This is a genomic window from Stagnihabitans lacustris (assembly GCF_025950525.1).
Taxonomy (GTDB): domain Bacteria; phylum Pseudomonadota; class Alphaproteobacteria; order Rhodobacterales; family Rhodobacteraceae; genus Stagnihabitans.
On record NZ_JAPDGS010000002.1, the window covers coordinates 360,307 to 384,155 of the forward strand.

The following is a 23,849-nucleotide window of genomic DNA, read 5'->3' on the forward strand; positions in this document are numbered from 1 at the left end:
GGGGATCCTCACTTCAGCAGGGACTTCATCTCGACGGACGTGTCGACCAACTTGGCCTCATCCGGGGTCCGCCCGGCCTCGATAAGCCTTTTGCCGACCATATAGGCCCGGCTGTCGTTCATCGCATCGACGGCGATCAAACGGTCGGCTTTGAAATACCAAAAGCTGACCGCGTCGCCCGCAGGCCCGCGCGTCACGATCCGGTCATAACCGATGTTCAGCCCCGCGATCTGCAGCTTGCAGTCATATTGATCCGACCAGAACCACGGCGCGGGCACGTAATCGCGCGCAGCCCCCATGATGTTTTCGGCCACCAGTTCCGCCTGATCAATCGCATTGCCGACCGATTCGATCCGCATCTGCGCGCCCATCAGCGGAAACGAGGCGCAATCGCCCGCAGCCCAAACGCCCGGGACCGAAGTGGCCCCCCGCAGGTCGGTCTTGATCCCGTTCTCGATCACGATCCCCGCAGCCTCCGCCTCGGCCACATTGGGCATGATCCCCACGCCGACGATCACGAAATCCGCCGGCAGTTCGGACCCGTCCTTCAGCCGCACACCTGTCACGCGATCAGAGCCCAACAGCCGGTCAAGGCCGGTCTCTTCGCGGATCACCGCGCCATGGGCCTGATGCAGGGCGCGGAAATAGGCGGAGGTCTCGGGCGCGGCCACGCGCTGCAGGATGCGCGGGGCCATCTCCAGCACCGTCACCTCAAGCCCCAGCTTGCGCCCGACCGCCGCCGCCTCCAGCCCGATATAGCCGCCGCCGACGATGACCAGCCGCCGCCCTGCCACGAATTCGGCCTTCATCGCGTCGACATCGGCCAGACTGCGCACGGTATAGACCCCGCCCAGATCTCCGCCCACCGCCGCAGGCAGACGGCGCGGCGTCGAGCCGGTGGTCAGGATCAGGTTGTCATAGGCCAGAACCTGAACCCCGCCATCGTCCTGCACGGTCACGGTCCGCGCGCCGGTGTCGATCGCATTGACCGTGGCGCCCAAAAGCAGCGTCACCCGGGCCTCGGCCCAGAATTCGGGCGCGCGCAGCCACAGCCGCGTCTCATCCATCTCGCCCAGAAGATAGGCCTTGGACAGCGGCGGGCGCTGATAGGGCGGGGCTGCCTCGGCGCCGATCATGGTGATGTCACCGTCAAACCCCAAGGCCCGCAGCTTGGCCGCGGCCGCAGCCCCCGCCTGTCCCGCGCCCACGATCACCACATGCGCCATCACTTCCCCCACTGGTCGAATTCTTGTGCAGACCCTATATCTTGGGACGAATGAAACGCAAACGCGCGAGGGACCGATTATGACGATTTCTGAGGGCCAAAGCCTGCCCGAAGCCAAGCTGATGCTGAAGACCGCCGATGGCATCGCCGATACGGCGCTGGCCGATCTGACCAAGGGCAAGTCCGTGGTGATCTTTGGCCTGCCGGGCGCCTATACCGGGACCTGTTCGACCGCGCATGTGCCGTCGTTCATGCGCAACATGGACGCGCTGAAGGCCAAGGGCGTCGATCAGGTGATCTGCGTGTCGGTCAACGACGTCTTTGTCATGGAGGCCTGGGGCAAGGCCACCGGCGCGACCGAGGCCGGGATCACCATGGCGTCCGACCCGGATGCGTCCTTTACCAAGGCTTTGGGCCTGTCGTTTGACGCAGGCTTTGTGCGCAACCTGCCGCGGTCGCATCGCTATGCGCTTCATGCGGTCGATGGCGTGGTCAAGGTCGTGAACCTGGAAACCAACCCGGGCGTTTGCGACATTTCGGGCGGCGAAGCGATGGTTGAAAAGATCTGACCTGGTGCGACAAGGGCGCCACACGCGCCCCGGGGCCTTGACGCCTGACGAACCCCGCGCCGTTTGGTCGCGGGGTTTTTCGTTTTTGCAACTTCTCGCAAGCCGCATTTTGGTGGAATAGTTTTCACTCAGCCGCCGAAAGGACGGGTGGGGGAGAACGGGTGGGGGAGAACGATATGGTCAAGCGGATCACCGCAGAGGAAGCGGCGGCTTTGGTGCAGCCGGGGATGTGGCTGGATTACGGGGCGATCCTGGGCCAGCCTGATGCTTTTGATGCGGCTCTGGGGGCGCGGGTGGCGGCGGGCCTTTCGGGGATCAAGATACGATCTTGTATCTCGGCCCGCGCCAGGGCGGTGCTGGAGGCTGATCCGACCGGTCAGCGCGTCATGTGGCACTCCACCCATTTCGGCGGCTATGACCGGCGCAAGTCGGATGCGGGGATTGCGCATTACCTGCCGGTGAACCTGGGCGAAGTGCCAGATTACTACCGCCGCTTTATCGACCCGGTGGATATCGTCGTGCTGAAGGTCGCGCCGATGGACAAGGACGGCTGGTTCAACTGGGGGCCCTCGACGCTGTGGCTGAAGGCCTTGACCGAAAGGGCGCGGCTGATCGTGGTCGAGGAATGTCCCGCCATGCCGCGGGTTTGCGGGCCCGAGGTGGGCATCCATGTCAGCCAGGTCGATTATGTGATCGACGGCGACGGCCAAGCCCTGCCAGAGCTGCCAAAGTCGCCGGTGACAGAGGTGGACCGCGCCGTGGCCCGGCTGATCGCCGCCGAGATCGAGGACGGCGCCTGCCTGCAGATCGGGATTGGCGGGATGCCAAACGCGGTCTGCTCTTTGTTGGCGGAAAGCGGGATTCACGATCTGGGCATCCATACCGAGATGCTGACCGACGGGATCGTGGACCTGTATCGGGCGGGCAAGATCACCGGGGCGAAGAAACAGATGGACCCCGGCAAGATGGTGGCGACCTTTGCGCTGGGGTCGCAGTATCTGTATGACTTCATCGACGGCAACCCGGAGGTGGAATTCCACCCCGTCGACCACACCAACCTTCCGGCCAACATCATGCGGCAAGACCGGCTGATGTCGATCAACAACACGACCCAGGTGGATTTGCAGGGCCAGGCGGCGAGCGAGTCCGATGGGTTTCGCCATATCTCGGGCACGGGCGGGCAGTTGCAATTCGTGCGTGGGGCCTATGCGTCGAAGGGGGGGAAGAGCTTTATTTGCCTGGCCTCGACCTATGAGAAGAACGGCGCGCGGCGGTCGCGCATCGTGCCGGCGCTGACGCGGGGGAATGTGGTCACGACGCCGCGGACCGATGTCATGTATGTGGTGACGGAATACGGGATGGTCTGCCTGAAGGGGCGGACGGTGCCGGAACGGGCCAAGCTGCTGATCTCGATCGCCCATCCCGATTTCCGCGAAGAGCTGTCGCGTGAGGCGCATGAGGCTGGCGTGATCCCCAAGGCCTATTGGTAGCGCCAGCCGCAGGAGGGGAGTTACAAAAGCGGCGGGCATCGAGCCCGCCGCTTTTGTTGCTGCCGCGGGACGGTTGGACCCGGTCGCAGGACGGTTGCTCTGTCGTCGCTTGCGTCGCCCGGGGGATAGCCCGGGTCTGCGGGGTCTGATAATCCGGACCCATAAAAAAACGGCCTGCGCGGGAGGAGGAGCGCAGGCCGTCCAGGTTTCCGGGGCGCGGGAGGATGCGCCGCCGGTCTTCAACTCGGGCAGTCATCACATGTTGTAGGCGCTTTCGCCGTGCGAGGTCTGGTCCAGACCCTGACGCTCTTCGTCGGCCGAGGGGCGCAAACCGAAGATCTTGTCCAGGAGCCAGAACAGGATCAGCGACACGCCACCCGACCAGACCACGGTGTAGGCAACCGCCTTCAGCTGGGTCATGACCTGGGTGCCCATGTCATAGGCGCCAGCCACCGCCGGAAAGACCGTGTAGTCGACCCAACCCTGACCGCCCAGCGACGGGTCGGCCACGATGCCGGTGGCGATGGCGCCCACAATACCGCCGATGCCATGCACGCCGAAAACGTCGAGGCTGTCGTCATAGGCCAGCTTCTTTTTCACGACCGAGACGAACAGATAGCAGACCGGCGACACGACCAGACCCAGCAGGATCGCGGTCATCGGGGCGGCAAAGCCAGCCGCCGGGGTGATGGCGACCATACCGGCCACGGCACCGGTGACGGCACCCAGCAGGGACGGACGGCCGTGGTGGACCTGCTCGATCAGGGACCAGGCGAGGGCCGCAGCAGCGGTGGCGACAAAGGTGTTCAGGAAGGCCAAGGCGGCCAGACCGTTGGCCTCCAGGTTGGAACCGGCGTTGAAGCCGAACCAGCCAACCCACAGCAGCGAGGCGCCGATCATCGTCATGGTCAGCGAGTGCGGCGCCATGTTCTCTTTGCCATAGCCCAGGCGCTTGCCGATCACGATGCAGCCCGCAAGACCCGCGATCCCGGCGTTGATGTGAACCACCGTGCCGCCAGCGAAGTCCAGAGCGCCCATGCCCCACAGAAGGCCCGCGTCAGCCGTGTTGTCGGACAGGAAGTCCGGGCCGGCCCAATACCAGACCATATGCGCGATGGGCAGGTAAACCACCGTCATCCAGATCACGCAGAACAGCATCAGCGGCCAGAACTTCACACGCTCGGCGAAAGCACCGACGATCAGGCCGGGGGTGATGCAAGCGAAAGTCATCTGGAAGATGACGAAAGCATATTCCGGGATATAGACGTTGTTCGAGAAGGTCGCGGCATAGGTGCCGGTGCCAACGCCCGACAGAAACGCCTTGGACAGGCCGCCGACATAGGCGCCGCCACCGGTGAAGGCGAGCGAATAGCCATAAGTCACCCAGATGATCGCCATGATGGCGACGATCGTGAAGACCTGCATCAACAGGCTCAGCATGTTCTTGGTGCGCACCAGGCCACCGTAGAACAGCGCCAGGGCCGGGATGGCCATCAACAGGACAAGCGCCGAGGAGACCAGCATCCAGGTCGTGTCGCCCTTGTTGACCATGCCGGCCATGGCGGCGGCGTCGGGGGCCTTGATCAGGTCTTGCGCCCCGGCGGGCAGGGCCATCAGGGCGCTTGCCCCCAGACCCGCGATTTTGGTTAGCGTCTTCATTCTTCCCTCACCCCGCTCACAGAGCATCATCGTCGATTTCGCCAGTGCGCACGCGCACCGCATTGGCGACGTCGATCACAAAGATCTTGCCGTCGCCGATCTTGCCGGTCCGCGCGGTCTTGGTGATCGTGTCCACGACCTGATCGGCCAGGCCATCGGCCACCACGATCTCCAACCGCATCTTCGGCACGAAATTCACCGCATATTCGGCGCCACGGTAGATTTCCGTGTGACCCGACTGCAGGCCAAAGCCCTTGATCTCGGTCACCATCATCCCGCGCACCCCGATCCCGGTCAGCGCCTCGCGCACTTCCTCAAGCTTGAACGGCTTGATGGCCGCAATGATCAGCTTCACGTTGCACCCCTTCTTTGTGACATGGCCCCTGGGTGGGCCTTGCCGCCATGACGGGGCTTTGTGACGGTCAGCACAAGTTTGCCGCCTTTCCGTCTGGCCTATTTACCGGCGGTAAAGCCTAAAAAGCGTGCAAATGTAGCGATACGCCTAAAAATTGGGCGGATGGCGCAGCCGAATCGCTGTTCCGGGCCTCTCCCCTTTCCCGACAAAGACCGCTATGCTGCGCGCCAAGACGCCCGGAAGTGGCGGCAGAAGGCATGAGGGCAGCATGGCACCGAACGGCAAGGGTCCGACTGGAAAGGCACGCGGCTTGGTGGCGGACCGGCGTTATGGCGCGGCCAAGGCCGCCCAACCCGCGCCCAGAAAACCGCAGCCGCGCAAACCGGCGCCCCGCAAGCGCGGGATCTTCTCGCGGCTGGTGCTGTGGGTCTGGGGCACGGTCTGGACCATCGTCTGGCGGCTGGGGCTGCTGTTTGGCCTGGTGCTGGGCTGCACGGTCCTGTTCTTTTACGTCCAGCTGCCCGATGTGTCCAAGCTGATCGACGGGCGGGCGCGGGGCTCTGTCACCATGCTGGACGCCGACGACAAGGTCTTTGCCTGGCGCGGCCAGACCTTTGGCGGCGCGGTCACGCCCGATACGGTCAGCCCCTATCTGCTGCATGCGGTCATCGCGACCGAGGACAAGCGGTTCTATTACCACCTGGGCGTTTCGCCCCGGGGCATCCTGTCGGCCATCGTGATCAACCTGCAGGCCGGGCGCGGCGCCTTTGAGGGCAACGGTGGGTCGACCATCACCCAGCAGACCGCCAAGCTGTTGTGCCTGGGCGTCGACTATGACCCCCGCGCCTGGAAATCCGAGGCGGAATATGAAGACGACTGCCGGTCGGGCGGGCTTTACCGCAAGATCAAGGAAGTCCCCTATGCCATCGCGATGGAGCTGAAATACACCAAGGCTCAGGTCCTGACGATCTATTTCAACCGCGCCTATCTGGGGGCGGGGTCGCGCGGCTTTGAGGCGGCGGCGCAGCGCTATTTCGGCAAGTCGGCGGCGGATGTCTCGGCGGCAGAGGCCGCGATGCTGGCGGGCTTGTTGAAGGCGCCCTCGCGCTATGCGCCGACGGGCAACCTGAAGCGGGCGCAGGATCGGGCGGCGGTGATCATCGGGCTGATGCAGGATCAGGGCTATCTGACCAAGGCCGAGGCCGCCGAGGCGCTGGCCCATCCGGCGCAGCTGTCGGAGGCGGCCGCGCGCAATGCGGGCGGGGCCTTTGCCGATTGGGTGATGGAGGCGACGCCGGATTACCTGGGCACGGATACGACCGAGGATGTGGTGATCCGCACCACGCTGGACCAACGCATCCAGCGCGCCGCCGAGGACGCCTTGAAGACGGTCTTTGAAACCAAGCTGCGGGCCGGGTCGAAAACCCAGGCCGCCATCGTGGTCATGAGCGCGGATGGCGCGGTCCGTGCCATGGTGGGCGGGCGCGACCTGCCCCAGGCCGGAAGCTTCAACCGCGCGACCCAGGCCCTGCGCCAGACCGGCAGCAGCTTCAAACCCTTTGTCTATGCCTCGGCGCTGGACCTCGGCTGGTCGCCTTATGACTATGTGGACGACAGCCCCCTGACGCTGAACATCAAGGGCTCTGGTCCCTGGACGCCGTCGAATTACGATCAAGAGTTCAAGGGCGTCATTCCCATCGTTCAGGCGATGATGGAAAGCCGCAACATCCCCGCGGTCAAGATCGCCATGGCGGTGGGGTTGGACAAGGTGCGCGCCGTGGCTCAGGGCTTCGGTGTCCGGCAAGAGCTTGCCAAGGGGCCGGCCCTGGCCCTGGGCGCGTCAGAGGCGACGCTTTTGGAGATGACGGGCGCCTATGCCGGCATCCTGAACGGCGGGTCCTCGGTCACGCCTTACGGGATGCGGGACCTGCGGCTGAAGGGCGACACCGATCCGCTGATGGGTGCCTCCGGCGGCATGGGCGCGCGGGTGATCGCGCCCGAGGCGGCAGGGCAGCTGATCTGGATGATGACGCAGGTCATCCAGGGCGGCACCGGGGGCCGCGCGGCCCTGGGCGACAGGCCGGTGGCGGGCAAGACCGGCACCACGTCAGAGGCGCGCGACGCCTGGTTCATCGGCTTCACCGCCGATTACGTGACCGGGGTCTGGATGGGCTACGACGACAACACGCCCCTGCAAGGCGTGACCGGCGGTGGGCTTCCGGCGGAAATCTGGCACGAGGTCATGGTGCGGGTCGAGGATGGCCTCCCGGTGACGCAACTGCCGCTGATCGTGCCGGAACAAAAGCTGCCGCCTTTGGTCAGCACCGCGGAATCGCCGCTGCCGCCCCCCGCGCAGCCGCAGCAGGACCCGATCACCTCGATCATCCAGGACCTGTTGGGCGGCGGGAACTAGGCGGGCATCCGATAGCCGAACTCGGACCACAGGCGGTCGGTGATCTCTGAGACCCGGTAAGAGGATTGGCCGACCCCCTGATCCGCCCAGACTGAATGGCCGGAATGGCCCTGCCAGGCATGGATGTAAAACGCCGCGCGGTCGCCGCCGTTGAAGTCATCGGCAAAGTGGTGGCCGCGACGGACTACCTCGGCCAGCCAAAAGGCGCCGACGTCGCCCTTGTCTTGATAGTTGCCGAAATAGATCCCCTCGGCCGAAAGCTCTCGCGCCAGGTCCAGGTTGATCGTGCAGCACCATTCGTTGATCCGGCAGTCGCGGTGATAGGCGCGCGGGAAGGCCTCCGGCTTTTGCGGATGCGGGGTCAGGGGCCAATGCGGCGGGCGCGCCCCCTGCATCAGCTTGCCCGGGTCGCAGATCGCGCTGTGGCCGCAGCGCCAGCATTGCCCCAGCGGCCCCACGATCGCCAGCTTGGGGTCCTGCGCGAAAGCCGCCATGTGACGCGCCACGATATCGCCGGTGAACAGCATATCGTCATGCAAGATCATCAGATGCGCCTTGTCGCTCTGGTTCACCGCCCATTGATAGCGCAGGTCGTTTTCGTCCCACAGCAGGTCAGGCCGCAGCCGGGCGATGAGCGCTGTCTTGATCTTCCATCCGATGGGTCGGTTCGTCCGCCAGATCGGCATGTTTGCGGTCTGCAGGTGCAGCCCCCAACCGCTGGGCCGGGAAGACCGGCTGGCGCGGATCACCCAGGGCGCCAGACGCTCGCGCAGGGTCGGATCGTCCAGAAAGGCCAGCCCATCGGAGAGCCCGCTGTCGTCGCGGATGAAGACCTGGTCGATGCGGGCGGCGCTGTGACGATGCAGGGTCAACAGCGTATAGATCAGGGACTCCGGCTTTTTATAGGCCTGAAGCGCCACGTCGATTTTCGCAAACGTCATGAAATCGGTTCGAACAAAGGGACTGCAAGGGCGCGGCTGGCCCGGGGTGCCCGGGCCCACCAGTATCAGGCGGCGTTCAGCGCCGCGATCAGTTTGTCCACATCGCCGCCGTTCTGATCCAGCAGCGATCCAACCTCGGTCCGCTCGGAGGCGAGCATGTTGACGCCCTCGATGATGATGTTGAAGAACAGGTTCTTGCCGGACTTGTCACCCACCCACCAGCGCACCTCGAACGGGGACTCGCCTTGCAGGGTGGCGACCGAGATCACCTCGAAGTAGCTTTTATACGGCCGGGCATCGGTGACTTCGATCTTGCCGCCGATGAACTCGCGGAAGCGGCGGCCGTATTTGCGGCTGATGTAACCCTGATAGGCCTTGGTGAAGGCCGACATCTGACCGGCGCTGGCCTGCTTGGCCGCCGGCCCCAGGGCCGACCGCGCAATCGTCGGCACATCGGCATAATTGGCAAAGATCGCCTCGAACTTGCCGAACATCGCGGATTCCGAGGTGCCCGAGTTGATGACGCTGTTCACATCGCCCACGGCCTTGTCGATCAGCCCGCGCGCCTGGTCGACGGTCAGCGCCCGCACCGGCAGGGCCAGCGCCAGGAAACCGGTGCCCGCGGCCAGACCGGCACCAAAGGCGCGGCGGGTCAGGTGGATGCTTTGGTTTTTCTCACTGCGCATAGGGGTCCTCGAAATCGCTTTCCGCTTCGGCCTGCCCCAAGTCATAGCGCCGGTTCTGCAGATAGAGCAACCGGGCCTGAGCATAGCCATCTGCCGAGTCATATAGGACCGAATCCACGGTTTCGGAATAGCGCCCGCGTTTGTCCAAGAGCGCAAGACCCTTGGCCGCGGTCCCGACCCAGGCCTGATCCTTGGGAATGACCATCCGCAAGGGGTCCAGCGCCACGTCCACGACCTTGCCCAAAGCGTCCCGCGCGGTCGAGGGGCCCAGAAGCGGAAGCTCGGTATAGGGGCCCTCGGCCATGCCCCAGACATGCAGCGTCTCACCGAAATCGGTCGACCGTTCCGGCGCGCCCGCGGGGGTCGCAAGGTCGAAAAGCCCGCCAATTCCGACGGTTGTGTTCACAAGGAACCGCATCGTGTTGTGCGCGGCATCGCCGATATTGGCTTGCAGCACCGAATTCACCACCATCCCCGGCAGCGCCAGGTTGTCGGCAAAGTTCGTCACACCGCGCGCCACAGGATCGGGCACGACCTTGGAGGCGCCCGTGGCCAGCGGCCGGATCACATTCTTGTCAACCGCCACATTGACGCCATGAACCTTGCGATTAAAGCCCTCGTAGGGGTCATTGATCCCCGAAGGCGCCGGCGCCGCGCAGGCGGCAAGGGCCAAAAGCCCCGGCAAAGACAGTTTCACGCCCCAGTTCACTCAAATGCCCCCGAAATCACCCGGAAAAGCCAGAGTCGTCCGCTTTCCCTTTCAAGCGCCAAGCCATATGCTGACGCGGCGTACAAGACAACGGGCAAGCGGGGGGCCACGGGCCCTGCGGGCATTTTCCGCCGAACCCGGGATACACCAAGGAGAGCCTGAATGGCGCCACTGGAATTCAAGCGCGGTCGCGAGGAACTCGACGCCGCGCGCCGCGACCTTCGCGGCCTGCTGATCGCCGCATTCGTTTTTTCGATATTCGTCAATATCTTGATGCTGACCGGCCCGCTTTACATGCTGCAGGTCTATGACCGGGTTCTGGGCGCGCGGTCCGAACCGACGCTGTGGGCGCTGACCGCGCTGATGACGGTGCTTTATGCGGCAATGGGGGTGCTGGACTATGCCCGCGGCCGGGTGATGACCCGGATCGGGGCGCGGATTCAGGAAAAGCTGGACCGCCGGGTTTTTTCGGCCGCGCTGCGCCGGATGTCGCTGGTGCCGAACGACCCGCTGGCCACCGCCGCGCAACGCGACCTGGAGGCGATCCGCCAGCTTTGGGCCTCTCCGGTGTTGACCGCGATCTTTGACATTCCCTGGACGCCGATGTTCCTGTTCGCGATTTTCGCCTTCCACCCGCTGCTGGGCTGGATGTCGGTTGCGGGCGGGCTGATCCTGGTGGCCGTCACCTGGCTGAACCAATGGCTGACGAAACAGCCGCTCTTGAAGGCCAATTCCGCCACGATGCGGTCGGAAATGCTGTCCGACAGCATCAAGCAGGAAGGCGAGGTCGTGCAGGCGCTTGGCATGACAGGCGCGGCCTTTGACCGTTGGCAGGTCGCCCGCCGCTATGCGCTGGAACAGGGGATCGAGGCCGCCGATACCGCCGGCGTCTTTGGCACCGTGTCGAAAATCTTCCGCCAATTCCTGCAATCGGCCATGCTGGGCCTGGGCGCCTATCTGGTCATCAAAGGCGAGATGGGGTCGGGCGCGATGATCACCGGCTCGATCCTGCTGGGCCGCGCCTTGCAGCCGATCGAAGTGGCCGTCAGCCAATGGGCGCTGGTGACGCGCGCGCAAGAGGCGCGGTTGCGCCTGTCCGAACTGTTGACCCGCGTGCAGCCCGAACCGCCGCGCACCGAACTGCCGCGGCCCAAGGCGATACTCGAGGCGCAAAGCCTGACCGTCGTTCCGCCCGGCGAAAGCCAGGCCGTGTTGCGCATGGTGTCTTTCCGGTTGGAGCCGGGGCAGGCCATGGGCGTCATCGGGCCTTCGGGGGCGGGGAAATCGACGCTGGCCCGCGCGCTGATCGGCGCCTGGAAGCCTGCGGGCGGCAAGGTGCGGCTGGATGGCGCGGCGCTGGACCAATATGACCCTGACAAATTGGGCAGCTATATCGGCTACTTGCCGCAACGCATCACGCTGTTCGAAGGCACGATTGCCGAGAACATCGCCCGCCTGACGTCGAACCCCGATGGCAACGCCGTTGTGGCCGCGGCGAAAAAGGCCGCCGCCCATGACATGATCACCAAACTGCCCGATGGCTATGACACCCGCGTCGCGGCCTTGGGCGGCAGGCTTTCGGGCGGCCAGATTCAGCGCATCGGCCTGGCCCGCGCGCTGTATGGCGACCCGATGCTTCTGGTTCTGGACGAGCCGAATTCGAACCTGGACAACGAAGGGTCGATGGCCCTGAACCAGGCCATCAAGGTGATGAAGGAACAGGGCCGCGCCATCCTGATCATGGCCCACCGCCCCGCCGCCATCCAGGAATGTGAACTTCTTCTGGTGCTGGAGGACGGGATGCGCCGCGCCTTTGGCCCTCGCGACCAGGTCTTGAAGGACATGGTCAAGAACCACACCGAAATCGCCAAATCCACCGGACAAGGAGGCGTGACATGAGCGAGACCCCCAAGCTCTCCACCGCCCCGGCAGAGCCGCACCGCGTCGAACCGGGCCAGTCCCTGACGACGCCGTCCCCGATCGAACTGGCCAAGGTCGACAAAAAGGGCACCGCCGTGGCCCTGCCGCAGGGCGTGGCCCCGGCGCCGAAACTGCAAACCTGGTCGGCCAAAAGGCCGATCTGGATCGGCGGCGTGACGGTCGTTGTCCTGCTGGCTTTCTTTGTCGGCTGGGGCATGTTGACCACGATTTCCGGCGCCGTGGTGACGCAGGGCATCATTCAGGTTGAACAAAATCGCCAGATTGTTCAGCATCTTGACGGCGGGATGATCGCCGAAATCTCTGTGACCGAGGGGCAGACGGTGGCCGCGGGCGACCTTCTGATGCGGCTGGACGGCACCCAGGTGAAGGCCGAACTGGCCATCGTCGAGGGGCAGTTGTTCGACGCCACCGCCCGCAAGGCCCGGCTTGTGGCCGAGCGCGACGACCTGACCGAGCCCGTCTTTCCGCCGGACCTTCTGGCCCTGGCCCAGACCCGCCCCGATGTCGCCGAACAGATCGAGGGGCAAAGGCGGCTCTTCACCGCGCGGCTGGACACGGTCAACGCCCAGATCAGCCAGCTGAACAAACGGATGGAGCAGATTTCGGCCCAGGGTGACGGTGTGCGCGCGCAAATGGCCGCCATCGACGACCAGGAATCCTTGCTGCAGCCCGAGATTGACTCCAAGCAAAAGCTTCTGGATCAAGGGCTTGCGCAGTCCGCCCAGGTGGCCGACCTGCAACGCGAGGCCGCGCGCCTTTTGGGCAACAAGGGCGAGCTGACCGCCTCGCTGGCGCAGGCCGAGGGGCGCGCCACGGAAATCGAGCTGCAGATCCTGCAAATCCGCTCGGCCCGGCGCGAAGAGGCCAACACCCAGTTGCGCGACATGGGGGACAAGACGTTGGAGCTTGCGGAACGCCGTCGCGCCCTGACCGAAAAGGTCGACCGCCTGGACATCCGCGCGCCGGTTTCGGGCGTGGTCCTTGGCCTGGCCGTGACGACGCCGCAATCGGTGATCCGCCCGGCCGATCCGCTGCTGTATATCATCCCGCAGGATCGGCCGCTGATCATCATCATCCAGATCCCGCCGATCCATGTCGATGAAATCCGCGTCGGCTCTGTCGTCGAGGTGGCCTTTGCCGCCTTTTCGGCCCGCACGACACCGCAGTTGAAGGGCAAGATCACCACGATTTCGCCCGATGCGATCACCGATCAGGCGACGCACCAAAGCTATTACCGCGGCGAAGTCGTGCTGGACCCGGGCGAAATGGCCAAGCTGGAGGGTCAGACCCTGTTGCCGGGCATGCCGGTCCAAGGTTTTGTCTCGACCGGGGATCGCACGCCGATGGCCTATCTGATCAAGCCCTTCTGGGATTATGTTCACATGGCCTTCCGCGAGAATTGAACCGCGTCTTGTGAGCGTCACGGGCCGGGGGTAGCCTCCGGCCCGAAGCATTTGACTGGGGGGAATCATGTCCATCGAAGAACGTCTGGCCGAACTGGGGGTGACCCTTCCCGACGCGCCCGCGCCCGCGGCGAATTATGTGCCCTTCGTGCAGGTGGGCGACCTAGTCCATGTCTCGGGCCAGATTTCCAAGGGTGATGCCGGGTTGATCACCGGCAAGCTGGGCGCCGATCTGGACGTGGCTGCGGGGGCCGAGGCCGCCCGCGCCTGCGCCGTGGCGCTTTTGGCGCAGGCCCGCGCGGCTTGCGGCGGCGATCTTGGCCGCCTGGTGCGGCTGGTGAAACTGGTGGGCTTCGTGAACTCGACGCCCGATTTCGTGGACCAACCCAAGGTGATCAACGGCGCCTCGGATTTCATGGTTGCGGTCCTGGGTGATGCCGGGCGGCACGCGCGCTCGGCCGTCTCGGCGGCCTCCTTGCCCTTCGGCGTCGCGGTGGAAATCGAGGCGATCTTTCAGGTGCGCGGATGAAAACCCCGCTGCCCGCGGCTTTCCTGCGCGCGCCCATCGCCCACCGCGCCTTGCACGACCGCGCACGGGGCCGGATCGAGAATTCGGCCTCGGCGGTCAGGGCGGCGCGGGCTGCGGGCTATGCCGTTGAAATCGACCTGCAATTGTCGAAAGACGGCGTGCCCATGGTCTTTCACGACGAGGATATGGCGCGGCTGACCGGTCAGCCCGGCTGGGTCTGGGACCGCACGGCGGCAGAGCTGGGGGCTGTGCCGCTTTTGGGGTCGGAGGACACCGTGCCGACGCTGGCGCAGGTCCTGGCCCTTGTCGGCGGCGCGGTGCCTTTGCTCATCGAACTCAAGGATCAGACCCTGACCATGGGCCCGACCGATGGCCGGCTGGAGGCCGCGACCGTCGCCGTCTTGGCCGGTTACTCTGGCCCCGTGGCGCTGATGAGCTTTAACCCGCATTGTCTGGCCCATCTGTCGCGCCTGGCTCCGCATCTGCCGCGGGGCATCACGACCAGCGCCTATGGGTCGGATTGGGCGCCTTTGGATCCGGCCACCTGCGCGGCCCTGCGGGAGATCCCCGATTATGACCGCGTGGGCGCAAGCTTCATCAGCCACGAGGCCGCCGACCTGGCCCGTCCCCGCGTGGCGGAGCTGAAGGCCGCGGGCGCGCGCGTGCTCTGCTGGACCATCCGTTCGGCCGAGGACGAGGCAAAGGCCCGGCAAGTGGCCGAAAACATTACCTTTGAAGGTTACGCGGCGGCTTTCGCTTGACCTTCGCGCCCGGGGACCCATCCTATCCCCATGGCCTATGAGATCGCACTTCTGGAGGGCATGGCGGAAATCTCCGCCGCGGATTGGGACCATATGGCCAATCCCGAGGGCGGGCGCGCGCTTGACCCCTTTACCACCCATCGGTTTCTGGCGGCGCTGGACCGCTCCCGGTCGACCGGCAAGGGCTCGGGCTGGACGACCCGGCCTTTGGTGGTCCGCGAAGATGGCAAGCCCGTCGCCGCCATGCCGTTGTATGTGAAATCCCATTCCCAGGGCGAGTATATCTTCGACTTCGGCTGGGCCGAGGCCTATGAGCGCGCGGGCGGCCAGTATTACCCGAAACTGCAATCCGCCGTCCCCTTCACGCCTGCCACGGGCAAGCGATTTCTGGGCGACCCGGCCTTGCGCGGCCTGTTGATGGAAGCCGCCATCGGCATCACGCGGGACAATGGGCTGTCCTCGCTCCATGTCACCTTTTGCACCGGCGAAGAGGCCGAGGCGCTGACGGGCCCCCAGGTCCTGCACCGCGTCACCCAGCAATTCCACTGGGAAAACCGGGGTTACGCGGATTTCGACGGCTTCCTGGCCGACCTGTCGTCGCGCAAACGCAAGATGATCCGCAAGGAACGTGAGGCGGCGCACTCCCATGGCCTGACGATCCGTGCCCTGACCGGGGCCGATCTGCGCCCCGAACATTGGGATGCGATGTGGGTGTTTTACCAGGACACCGGCAGCCGGAAATGGGGGACGCCCTATCTGAAACGCGGCTTTTTCGACGAGATCCACGAGACCATGGCCGATGATGTGCTTTTGGTGCTGGCCTATGCGGGCGACCGTCCTGTGGCGGGCGCCTTGAACTTTATCGGGCGGCAGACGCTTTTCGGCCGCTATTGGGGCTGCACGGAAAACCTGTCGTGCCTGCATTTCGAACTGTGCTATTATCAGGCGATCGACTGGGCGATATCGCATGGTCTGCAAAGGGTCGAGGCCGGGGCGCAGGGCGAACACAAGCTGGCGCGCGGCTATCTGCCGACGCCGGTGCATAGTTTGCATTGGATCGCTGATCCCGGACTCCGCGGCGCGGTGGCGCGATACCTGCAGCAGGAACGCGCCGCCGTGGATGAGGAAATCGAGGTCCTGACCGATTACGGACCGTTTCGCAAAGACCGCAGGGAGGAAACCGAATGACACCCTTGTCCGAAGAGGTCCGGGCCGAGGCCCTTCCCGCATTGGGCGAAACCGGCTGGGCCGCCGTCGAGGGTCGTGATGCGATCCGAAAGATATGGAAATTCAAAAGCTTCGTCGAGGCCTGGGGCTTCATGTCCCGTGTGGCCCTGATGGCCGAAAAGCTGAACCACCACCCCGAATGGCGCAATGTCTATAACGTGGTCGATGTGACCCTGACCACGCATGATTGCAACGGGCTCTCGGATCTGGACATCGACCTGGCCCGCAAGATGGACAAAATCGCGCCGGATACGGTGATCCAGCGCGATCATGGGCAGCCGATTGTCTGCCTGTGCGGCGGCGGAACGCTTTAGCCGCCGACCGCCACGATGGCCGCGGCCAGGATCGGCACCGTCTGGGCGTTCAGCCCGGCGATGTTGATCCGGCTGTCGCCCACCATATAGATCGCATGCTCTTCGCGCAGGCGCAAAACCTGCGCCTCGGTCAGGCCAAGGCGTGAGAACATGCCCCGATGGGTCGCCACAAAGTCATAACGATCCGAGTTGGTCAGCTGGCGCAGCGTGTCGGCCAGCGTCTGACGCAGCGTCAGCATGTTAAGGCGGACCTCTTCCAGTTCCGCCTTCCAATCGGCGGTCAGGGCCGCATCCTCCAGGATCATCGTCACAAGACGCGCGCCGTGGTCGGGCGGGAAAGAGAAGTTCTGCCGATTCAGGAAGTTAAGGTTGCCCTGCACCACGGCCTTGCGGTCCGGGGTCGTGAGCGCAATCAGGATGCCGGTCCGCTCACGATAGATGCCGAAGTTCTTGGAGCAGGAGGCCGCGATCAAGACCTCGGGGAAGCTTTCGGCGATCAGGCGGGTGGCGGCGGCGTCTTCTTCCAGCCCGTCGCCAAAGCCCTGATAGGCGAGGTCGACGAAGGGGACCGCTTGGCGGTCTTGCAGGATCGCCACGGTCTCGGCCCACTGGGGCGCGGTCAGGTTGGCGCCGGTCGGGTTGTGGCAGCAGCCATGCAGAAGCACGACGTCACCGGGGGCGACCTTGGCCAGGTCCTCTTTCATGCCCGCGAAATCGACGCCGCAGGTGGCGGCATCGAAATAGCGATACTCGGCCATCTTCATGCCAAGGAACTTGATGATCGAGGGATGGTTCGGCCAGGTCGGCGCTGAAAGCCAGACCGTCGCACCGGGCGTCGCCAGCTTGACCAGCTCCAAAGCCTGACGGATCGCGCCCGTGCCGCCCGGGGTCGCGACCGAGGCCGCGCGGTCGGTTTCCCCAAGGATCATCTTGACCAGGGCGGCGTTATAGGCGGGTTCACCGGCGAGGCCGGTATAGGTCTTGGTGGTTTCGACCTCCCAGAGCTTTTTCTCGGCGGCCTTCACGGCGCGCATCACCGGGGTCAGGCCGGTCGCATCCTTGTAGACGCCGACGCCAAGGTCGATCTTGGTGGGACGCTTGTCCTCGCGATACAAAGCGATCAGTTGCAGGATCTTGTCCTGCGGCTGGGGATTCAGGGCTTCAAGCATGGGCGCTCCTATCGTGCCGGGCCTTTTTCGACGGCCAGGTCGTCATACATGCCCCATTCGGACCAAGAGCCGTCATAGAGCGAATGGTTGCGGTGCCCCATGCGTTCAAGCGCCAGCGACAGAACCGCCGCTGTGACGCCAGAGCCGCAAGAGGTGATCACCGGTTTTTTCAGGTCGACCCCGGCGGCTTCGAACACAGCGCGAAGGTCGGCGGGGGCCTTCATCGTGCCGTCGCCGTTCAACACGGCGGTATAGGGCACATTGCGCGCGCCGGGGATATGGCCCCCGCGCAGGCCGGCGCGGGGCTCGGGCGCCGTGCCTTCGAAACGCGCTGCGGAGCGGGCATCGACGATCACCGCCTCGCCCAGCTTGGCCGAATGGGCCACCTGCGTCACATCCCGGACCAACTGGCTTTGCCGGCTGATGGTCATGTGGCGGTCCTTGACGACGGGGGGCATATCCTCGATCTCGCGGCCCTCGGCCTGCCATTTCGGAAGGCCGCCGTCCAGAACCGCGATGTCGGTCTTGCCCATCAGCCGAAAGGTCCACCAGACCCGCGCCGCCGAAAACAGCCCCTGTCCGTCATAGACCACGACCTGATGGCCATCGCCGACACCCATGGCGCGCAGCCGCGAGATGAACTTCTCGGGCGGGGGGGCCATGTGGGGCAGGTTCGACCGGCTGTCGCTGATGTCGTCGATGTCGAAGAACCGCGCGCCGGGGATATGGCCTGCAGCATATTCGGCCTTGGCGTCGCGACCCGAGCCCGGCAGATACCAGGACGCATCCAGGACCCGCAGATCGGGGTCCTTGATATGGGCGGCCAGCCAGTCGGTCGAAACAAGCGTCTTGGGATCGTCGGTCATCGCGGGTCAGGCTCCTGCAAGGGAACGGTTCCGACCTAACGCCCGGCGGGCGGAAGGGCAAGCGCGGCTTGGCGCCTGCCCCTGCTTTTACACTATGCCGCCTGCCAGACCTGACGCTTCTCGCGCACCTTGAAGTGATTGACCGCGGCAGAGACCCTTGCCGCCTCTTCGGCCATGTTATGGGCGGCGGCGTTGGACTGTTCCACCATGGCGGCGTTGCGCTGGGTGCTTTCGTTCATCTCGTTGATCGCCATGTTGATCTGGCGCAGGTTGGCATCCTGCGCGGCCGAGGTTTCGGTGATCTGCACGGCGACAGTGCTGGTGGCCGTCACCTGCTGCACGATATCGTGCAAGGCATCGCCCACGTCGTTCACCAGTTTCACCCCGGTTTCCACCTGGGTCACGCTTTTCTTGATCAGCGCCTTGATCTGTTCGGCCGCCTGGGCCGAGCTTTGCGCCAAAGACCGCACCTCGTTGGCCACCACCGCAAAGCCGCGGCCATGTTCGCCCACCCGCGCCGCCTCGACGCCCGCGTTCAGCGCCAGAAGGTTGGTCTGAAAGGCGATGTCGTCGATGATGCCGATGATCTTGGCAATCTCGCCCGAGCCGCGTTCGATCTGGCTCATGGCCTCCATCGCTTGTGTGACGACCTGGCCGCCGCCCTCCGCCGCCTCACGCGTGCGGCGAACCGAGTCGTTCAGCGACCGCATCGCCGTCGTCGTGGCCGAAATCGCATGGGTCAGCTCGTCCATCGCGGCGGCGCTTTCCTCCAGGCTGGCGGCCTGTTGTTCGGACCGCTTGGCCAGATCATCCGAAGCCGCGCGAATTTCTGACGCGGTCGATGTGATCTGCGACGAGCCTTCCAGGATCGCGCCCATCGTGGTCGACAGCCGCGACAGGGTCTGGCGGAAATCGCGCTCGATCTGGCCGAACGCTTCGGGCAGGGGCAGAAGGGCCGCGGTCAGATCGCCATTCGACAGGCCCGACAGGGCCGAACCGATCCGTTCGATCACGTCGCGGCGGCTTTCCTCGTCCACCTCGAAATAGCGGGTGATGACCATGTCCATGTCCATCAGCGCCACCTTGATCAGCGTGCCAAGCATCCGGGCCTCTGCCTTGCGGCGGGGCGAGAATTTGCCCATCCCCGAGGTCAGGATTCCTTCGACCACCTGGGCCAGGATATTGGCATAGCCGCCGACATACCACTTTGGCTCCAGCCCGATGCGGGCATGGACATCGCCAATGCGCTTGGAGGCCTCCAGATAGGCCGGACCCAAACCGCCGGCAAACATGCGTTGCCAGTGTTGCAACTGGGCCTTGTGCGCCCTGTCCATCCCCGCCTTTGACGAGAAGTGACGGGCCGTTTCCGGTGTGGCGGCGACTTTCACATAAAAGTCATCCAAAGCCCGATCGCCATACTTGCCGATTGCGGTGGCAATCGTGGCGAAGTCCTTGGAGTTCGGGTCTATCCCATAAAACGACAGCCTGCTGGCCAGAGGGGAACGGTCGATGTCGGTCACTGGTAAAGCCCCTTGAAGGTGCGGATTCGCGGTCCTTCCGTCAGGCTAGCCAGCAAGCCTTAACAAACCCTCAGTCGCGGGTATTTTGCTTTAAAAGCCGGGCTTTTTGCCGGTCCCAATCGCGTTTCGCGCTGGTCTCGCGCTTGTCGGCCAGCTTTTTCCCCTTAGCTATCCCAAGTTTCAGCTTCACCATGCCGCGGTCGTTGAAATACAGCCGCAGGGGGACGATGGTCATCCCCTCGCGCCCGACGGCCGCATGAAGCCGCGCCAATTGCTTGCGCGAAACCAACAGCTTGCGGTGACGGCGTTCCTCGTGGCCCCAGGTCTTGGCCTGCAGATAGGGCGCGATATAGCTGTTGATCAGCCACAATTCGCCATGTTCGACTGAGGCATAGCTTTCGGCGATGTTCGACCCGCCTTGGCGCAGGCTTTTGACTTCGGACCCCAGAAGCATGATGCCCGCTTCCAGATCGTCTTCGATATGGTAATCGAACCTTGCGCGGCGATTTTCCGCGATCAGTTTGGAATTGGGGTCGGACTTCTCTACCATGATCGTCCTCAGATAAGTGAGGCGGCCGCAGAAGTCCAGCAAGGGGGAGCCATGTTCGTCCAGATCGCCGTCGGAACCGGGTTGCTTCTCGTCAACATCCTTATGGCTGCCGTCGCGGCCATGGTTCTGGAGGTCATCTTCGTGTCGCTTCACCCCTGGCTGATGCGCGAGCCGCACCGGCCGAAACTGGTGGCGCTTCTGGTTGGCGTCTCGCTTTGGGTGCTGGGGGTGATCACGGCGGGCACCTGGATCTGGGCCGTGGCACTGGACGCGCTTGGCGCCTTTCCGACGCTGGAGGAGGCTTTGTATTTCTCGTTGGTGGCCTATACGACGCTGGGCCTGGGCGACATCGTCCCCGCGCCGGAATGGCGGCTTTTGGCGGGGATGGAGGCGGCGAACGGGTTGCTGAACTTCGGCCTTCTGACCGCGCTGTTGATCGAGGCCTTCCGGCAAATCCGCCTGGGCCAGGTTGAACAGAAACGCCGGGGCTAGCACCAAGGCGGGCCGGGCCGCGGATCAGGCGGTCCGTGTTGAAACAGGGAACCCCAAGGACAAGCAGCCACAGGCGGCAAACCCCGGCCGGGTCTGGCAAAAGGCCTGGGTCCGGGCGCCGAACTGCAGACCATAACCCGGCCCGGTGGAGCCAAGGCCGCTGGCGCCACCGTCGTCGATTTGCGCCACATCGACCCATTGGCTGCCGTCATGGGCGGTCAGGATTTCTTTGAACTCCAGCGACAGGCCGGCAGACAGGGCGGGCCCTGCGGTCAAGGCCAGGGCTGCGGCACGCAAAGGGATGCGCAAATCGGGCTCTTTTGCTTTCCCCGCGCCAGAATGGCGGCGCAAGGGGATATGTCGGTCGGGTTGGGTGCAGCAACCCGACCGGGCCCCCGCCGCATCCCTTACCCCCAAAGCCGGGCCTCGCGGCGGATCAGAAAGGCGCGGGCCTCGTTCAGGTCCAGCGTCGGAAAGAAGCTGTCCATCATCAGGGGACCGGTGCCCTCGATCACGCCGGGACAGCGCAGCATGACGCCGGAATTGGCGAAAACCACCTCTTCGTCGGCAAAAAGCGGGGTGATGATCTCTTCGGTCAGGGCGCGCCTTGTGACGAAAGGCAGCACGGACAGCGCCTCGGAGGGGATCAGCACAAAGGGAGCGGCACCGATCTGCGGATCATCCAGCGTGGACACCAAAAGCGGCTGGCGCGGCAACAGGCACAGGTCGGAACAGGCGTCCAGATAGCCGCCCGGCAGATGCCAAGCCTGAACCTGCGCCGTGCGCCGATCAAGGCCAAGGATGCGCGCCAGACCTCCGTCCAGCGTATAGATCCGGTCGCCGCGGTTCAGGGCGGTGACATCCTGCCAGCCCCTTTCGGTCTCGACCCTTGTGCCCGCCATCAGCCCGGTCAGGACCGGTGCTTCGGTGGCAACCATGGGCGGCACGATCTCGCAGACATCGGCCAGCTTGGTGAAATCTTTCATGAACATGGGCTTGTCCTCCGGTTTTAACCTCTGTGGCGCCCCCGCTTCCCAGTGCCCAATCCACTCCTGAATCTTGCCTTTATTTCGACGCAGCGGCGACATCATCGCGGCTTTGTCCACACGAACACCACAATCCCGCCCGAAGCCTTTACGGCCTGTCGGAAGGGTCCACAGATTAGCATGTCATTAAGCACAATCGGGGCGCTGCCCGGGGCTCGAATCAGACGATTCGCGCCTATCCCCTGCGCGTCAGCAGGGCGATGCCGCAGGCGACGATGACGGCCGATCCGGCCAAAGTCATGGCATCAGGATGTTCGCCAAAGGCCAGGACGGACAGGATCAGGGCAAAGACAAGGCGGGAATAGCGAAAGGGGGTGACGGCGGCGACCTCTCCGGTGCGCATGGCGGTGGTCAGCGCGCCGTAACCCGCGACGCCAAAGACGATGGCGCCCAGGATCAGGCCGGGGGTCGCGATGGGTTTGAACCCGGTCCAGAAGGACAGGACCACCCCCGCCATGGCCAAGACGCCGAACCCCGCCGTCCCCAGTTGCGCATTGGACAGGCCCAAGGGCGCGGCCCGTGTCGCAAGGTCACGCCCGGCAAAGCCCAGCATCCCCACGACGGCCAGCAAAGACAGCGGCGTAAAGGCCTCTCCGCCCGGGCGGATGATCGCCAGCACGGCCAGGAACCCGATCCCGGTCAGCGCCCAGCGAAACGCCCCGACCCTTTCGCCAAACAGCACCGCTGCCGCCGGCACCACGATCAAGGGCGTCGCCTGCAGGATGGCAGAGGTCGATGACAAAGGCGTCAGCGCAATCGCCAGCGCGTAAAACAGCCGCCCGGTGATTTCAAAGGCCGACCTGATCGCCATGGTCCGCGTCAGCACCGTGCGCGGCAAGGGCGCCTCGCCGCGCCGCAGGGCCAGCAAAGCAAAGACCGCCATCCCGGCCAGCCCCTCGGTCAACAGGATCTGCCCCAAAGGCACCGACCCCGCCGCCGTTTTCAGAAAGGCGTCCTCGATGGCGAAACCCGCCATCGAGGCCATCATCCAGCACGCGCCCCGCAGATTGGGGGTCACAGGATGCCCGCGAACTCCATCGCCGCGCGGATCTTGGCTTTGGTGCCATCGGTCAGGCCGACCAGCGGCAAACGCACCTCTTCGCTGCATTTGCCCAACAGCGAGAGGCCATATTTCGCCCCCGCCAAGCCCGGCTCGATAAAGATCGCCTCATGCAGCGGCATCAGACGGTCCTGATACTCCAGCGCCTTGGCGTAATCACCCTTCAGCGTCGCTTCCTGGAACGCGGCACAAAGCTTCGGCGCGACATTCGCCGTGACCGAGATGCAGCCCACCCCGCCATGCGCGTTAAAGCCCAAAGCGGTCGCATCCTCGCCCGAAAGCTGGATGAAGTCGCGGCCACAGGCGGCACGCTGCTGGCTGACCCGCTCGATCTTGCCGGTGGCATCCTTGACGCCGATGATCCGCGGCAGACGCGCCAGAACGCCCATCGTCTCGGGCGTCATGTCAACCACCGACCGGCCGGGGATGTTATAGATCACGATCGGCAAAGTGCAGGCGTCATGCAGCGCGGTGAAATGCGCGATCAACCCGGCCTGGGTCGGCTTGTTGTAATAGGGCGTCACGACCAGGGCCGCATCGGCGCCCACGGCCTCGGCATGGCGGATCAGGCCGATCCCCTCGGCGGTGTTGTTCGACCCGGCGCCGGCGATGACCTGGATGCGGCCACGGACGGCCTTGATGACCTCTTCGACCACCTGGCGATGCTCTTCATGGGACAGGGTCGGGCTTTCCCCGGTCGTGCCCACCGGCACAAGGCCATGCGTGCCCTGTTCGATATGCCATTCGACCAGGTGTTTCAGCGCGTCCAGATCCAGGGCGCCGTTCTTGAACGGCGTGACCAAGGCAGGGAAGGACCCTTTGAACATGGTAACGTCTCCTTTGGGATCTGGGCCGGATTCGGGCCGCGGAACAAGTGCGCCTTCCTTAACGGTCCGGCGGGCTCTTGCCAAGCGCGGCTGTTCA

Annotated in this window: 24 protein-coding genes; 10 read left to right on the top strand and 14 right to left on the bottom strand. The window is 64.7% G+C overall.

The annotated features are described in order from the left end of the window. Positions 1-8: 8 nt before the first annotated feature. On the bottom strand, positions 9-1,226 hold the full coding sequence (locus tag NX862_RS06340; protein WP_264493038.1) for an NAD(P)/FAD-dependent oxidoreductase: 1,218 nt from the start codon (positions 1,224-1,226) through the stop codon (positions 9-11). A gap of 79 nt (positions 1,227-1,305) precedes the next feature. On the opposite strand from NX862_RS06340, the gene NX862_RS06345 reads away from it, so the two are divergent. Together NX862_RS06345 and NX862_RS06350 are read left to right on the top strand one after the other, a co-directional pair. Further along, positions 1,306-1,794, top strand: coding sequence for a peroxiredoxin (locus NX862_RS06345; protein ID WP_264493039.1), 489 nt, complete (start codon positions 1,306-1,308; stop codon positions 1,792-1,794). Between the two features lie 176 nt (positions 1,795-1,970). Further along, positions 1,971-3,284: an acetyl-CoA hydrolase/transferase family protein gene (locus tag NX862_RS06350; RefSeq protein ID WP_264493040.1), complete on the top strand. Its 1,314-nt coding sequence runs from the start codon at positions 1,971-1,973 to the stop codon at positions 3,282-3,284. Between the two features lie 255 nt (positions 3,285-3,539). Here NX862_RS06350 and NX862_RS06355 read toward each other — a convergent pair whose 3' ends face one another. Beyond that, the gene (locus NX862_RS06355) at positions 3,540-4,943 is read right to left on the bottom strand and encodes an ammonium transporter (protein WP_264493041.1); all 1,404 of its coding nucleotides are present in this window, start codon (positions 4,941-4,943) and stop codon (positions 3,540-3,542) included. Positions 4,944-4,959: 16 nt separating this feature from the next. Then, positions 4,960-5,298, bottom strand: coding sequence for a P-II family nitrogen regulator (locus tag NX862_RS06360; protein WP_264493042.1), 339 nt, complete (start codon positions 5,296-5,298; stop codon positions 4,960-4,962). Positions 5,299-5,566: 268 nt separating this feature from the next. Between NX862_RS06360 and NX862_RS06365 the strand changes: the two genes are divergently transcribed. Further along, entirely contained in the window at positions 5,567-7,711 is a 2,145-nt protein-coding gene (locus NX862_RS06365; RefSeq protein WP_264493043.1) for a transglycosylase domain-containing protein, read from the top strand. On the opposite strand, the gene NX862_RS06370 is transcribed toward NX862_RS06365, so the two are convergent. The 3 genes from NX862_RS06370 to NX862_RS06380 form a co-directional block, all read right to left on the bottom strand. Then, a complete protein-coding gene (locus NX862_RS06370; RefSeq protein ID WP_264493044.1) occupies positions 7,708-8,652 on the bottom strand; it encodes a hypothetical protein in 945 nt (314 codons plus the stop codon). The two genes, NX862_RS06365 and NX862_RS06370, sit on opposite strands and share 4 nt — an antisense overlap. 65 nt (positions 8,653-8,717) lie before the next feature. Beyond that, on the bottom strand, positions 8,718-9,338 hold the full coding sequence (locus NX862_RS06375) for an MlaC/ttg2D family ABC transporter substrate-binding protein (RefSeq protein WP_264493045.1): 621 nt from the start codon (positions 9,336-9,338) through the stop codon (positions 8,718-8,720). Next, positions 9,328-10,035, bottom strand: a complete 708-nt coding sequence (locus tag NX862_RS06380) for an MlaA family lipoprotein (RefSeq protein WP_264493046.1) — start codon at positions 10,033-10,035, stop codon at positions 9,328-9,330. The genes NX862_RS06375 and NX862_RS06380 overlap by 11 nt, the downstream gene beginning before the upstream one ends. Positions 10,036-10,209: 174 nt before the next feature. Between NX862_RS06380 and NX862_RS06385 the strand changes: the two genes are divergently transcribed. The 6 genes from NX862_RS06385 to NX862_RS06410 all read left to right on the top strand — a co-directional run bounded on the left by NX862_RS06385 (position 10,210) and on the right by NX862_RS06410 (position 16,222). Then, positions 10,210-11,946, top strand: coding sequence for a type I secretion system permease/ATPase (locus NX862_RS06385; protein ID WP_264493047.1), 1,737 nt, complete (start codon positions 10,210-10,212; stop codon positions 11,944-11,946). Next, positions 11,943-13,391 (top strand): HlyD family type I secretion periplasmic adaptor subunit, encoded by a 1,449-nt coding sequence (locus NX862_RS06390; protein ID WP_264493048.1) that lies wholly within the window; start codon positions 11,943-11,945, stop codon positions 13,389-13,391. The genes NX862_RS06385 and NX862_RS06390 overlap by 4 nt, the downstream gene beginning before the upstream one ends. 67 nt (positions 13,392-13,458) lie before the next feature. Further along, complete coding sequence (locus NX862_RS06395; RefSeq protein ID WP_264493049.1) at positions 13,459-13,920, top strand: RidA family protein; 462 nt, start codon at positions 13,459-13,461, stop codon at positions 13,918-13,920. Beyond that, on the top strand, positions 13,917-14,681 hold the full coding sequence (locus NX862_RS06400) for a glycerophosphodiester phosphodiesterase family protein (protein WP_264493050.1): 765 nt from the start codon (positions 13,917-13,919) through the stop codon (positions 14,679-14,681). The genes NX862_RS06395 and NX862_RS06400 overlap by 4 nt, the downstream gene beginning before the upstream one ends. A 30-nt stretch (positions 14,682-14,711) precedes the next feature. Continuing rightward, positions 14,712-15,869: a GNAT family N-acetyltransferase gene (locus tag NX862_RS06405; RefSeq protein ID WP_264493051.1), complete on the top strand. Its 1,158-nt coding sequence runs from the start codon at positions 14,712-14,714 to the stop codon at positions 15,867-15,869. Continuing rightward, on the top strand, positions 15,866-16,222 hold the full coding sequence (locus tag NX862_RS06410; protein WP_264493052.1) for a 4a-hydroxytetrahydrobiopterin dehydratase: 357 nt from the start codon (positions 15,866-15,868) through the stop codon (positions 16,220-16,222). Before NX862_RS06405 ends, NX862_RS06410 begins: the two co-directional genes overlap by 4 nt. Here NX862_RS06410 and NX862_RS06415 read toward each other — a convergent pair. From NX862_RS06415 to smpB, 4 genes are all read right to left on the bottom strand, one after another. After that, positions 16,219-17,391, bottom strand: coding sequence for an amino acid aminotransferase (locus tag NX862_RS06415; protein WP_264493053.1), 1,173 nt, complete (start codon positions 17,389-17,391; stop codon positions 16,219-16,221). The two genes, NX862_RS06410 and NX862_RS06415, sit on opposite strands and share 4 nt — an antisense overlap. Positions 17,392-17,399: 8 nt before the next feature. After that, complete coding sequence (gene sseA, locus NX862_RS06420; protein WP_264493054.1) at positions 17,400-18,257, bottom strand: 3-mercaptopyruvate sulfurtransferase; 858 nt, start codon at positions 18,255-18,257, stop codon at positions 17,400-17,402. Positions 18,258-18,349: 92 nt separating this feature from the next. Next, the gene (locus NX862_RS06425) at positions 18,350-19,777 is read right to left on the bottom strand and encodes a globin-coupled sensor protein (RefSeq protein WP_264493055.1); all 1,428 of its coding nucleotides are present in this window, start codon (positions 19,775-19,777) and stop codon (positions 18,350-18,352) included. A gap of 70 nt (positions 19,778-19,847) precedes the next feature. Continuing rightward, the gene (gene smpB / locus NX862_RS06430) at positions 19,848-20,327 is read right to left on the bottom strand and encodes an SsrA-binding protein SmpB (RefSeq protein WP_264493056.1); all 480 of its coding nucleotides are present in this window, start codon (positions 20,325-20,327) and stop codon (positions 19,848-19,850) included. 51 nt (positions 20,328-20,378) lie between these two features. Between smpB and NX862_RS06435 the strand changes: the two genes are divergently transcribed. Continuing rightward, positions 20,379-20,819: a potassium channel family protein gene (locus tag NX862_RS06435; protein ID WP_264493057.1), complete on the top strand. Its 441-nt coding sequence runs from the start codon at positions 20,379-20,381 to the stop codon at positions 20,817-20,819. A gap of 24 nt (positions 20,820-20,843) precedes the next feature. On the opposite strand, the gene NX862_RS06440 is transcribed toward NX862_RS06435, so the two are convergent. From NX862_RS06440 to dapA, 4 genes are all read right to left on the bottom strand, one after another. Continuing rightward, positions 20,844-21,128 carry a hypothetical protein gene (locus tag NX862_RS06440; protein ID WP_264493058.1) on the bottom strand — a complete coding sequence of 95 codons (285 nt, stop codon included), beginning with the start codon at positions 21,126-21,128 and terminating at the stop codon, positions 20,844-20,846. Between the two features lie 98 nt (positions 21,129-21,226). Continuing rightward, on the bottom strand, positions 21,227-21,811 hold the full coding sequence (locus NX862_RS06445; RefSeq protein ID WP_264493059.1) for a Hint domain-containing protein: 585 nt from the start codon (positions 21,809-21,811) through the stop codon (positions 21,227-21,229). 229 nt (positions 21,812-22,040) lie between these two features. After that, a complete protein-coding gene (locus tag NX862_RS06450) occupies positions 22,041-22,883 on the bottom strand; it encodes a DMT family transporter (RefSeq protein ID WP_264493060.1) in 843 nt (280 codons plus the stop codon). Next, positions 22,880-23,752: a 4-hydroxy-tetrahydrodipicolinate synthase gene (dapA, locus tag NX862_RS06455; protein ID WP_264493061.1), complete on the bottom strand. Its 873-nt coding sequence runs from the start codon at positions 23,750-23,752 to the stop codon at positions 22,880-22,882. The genes NX862_RS06450 and dapA overlap by 4 nt, the downstream gene beginning before the upstream one ends. Between the last annotated feature and the right edge of the window lie 97 nt (positions 23,753-23,849).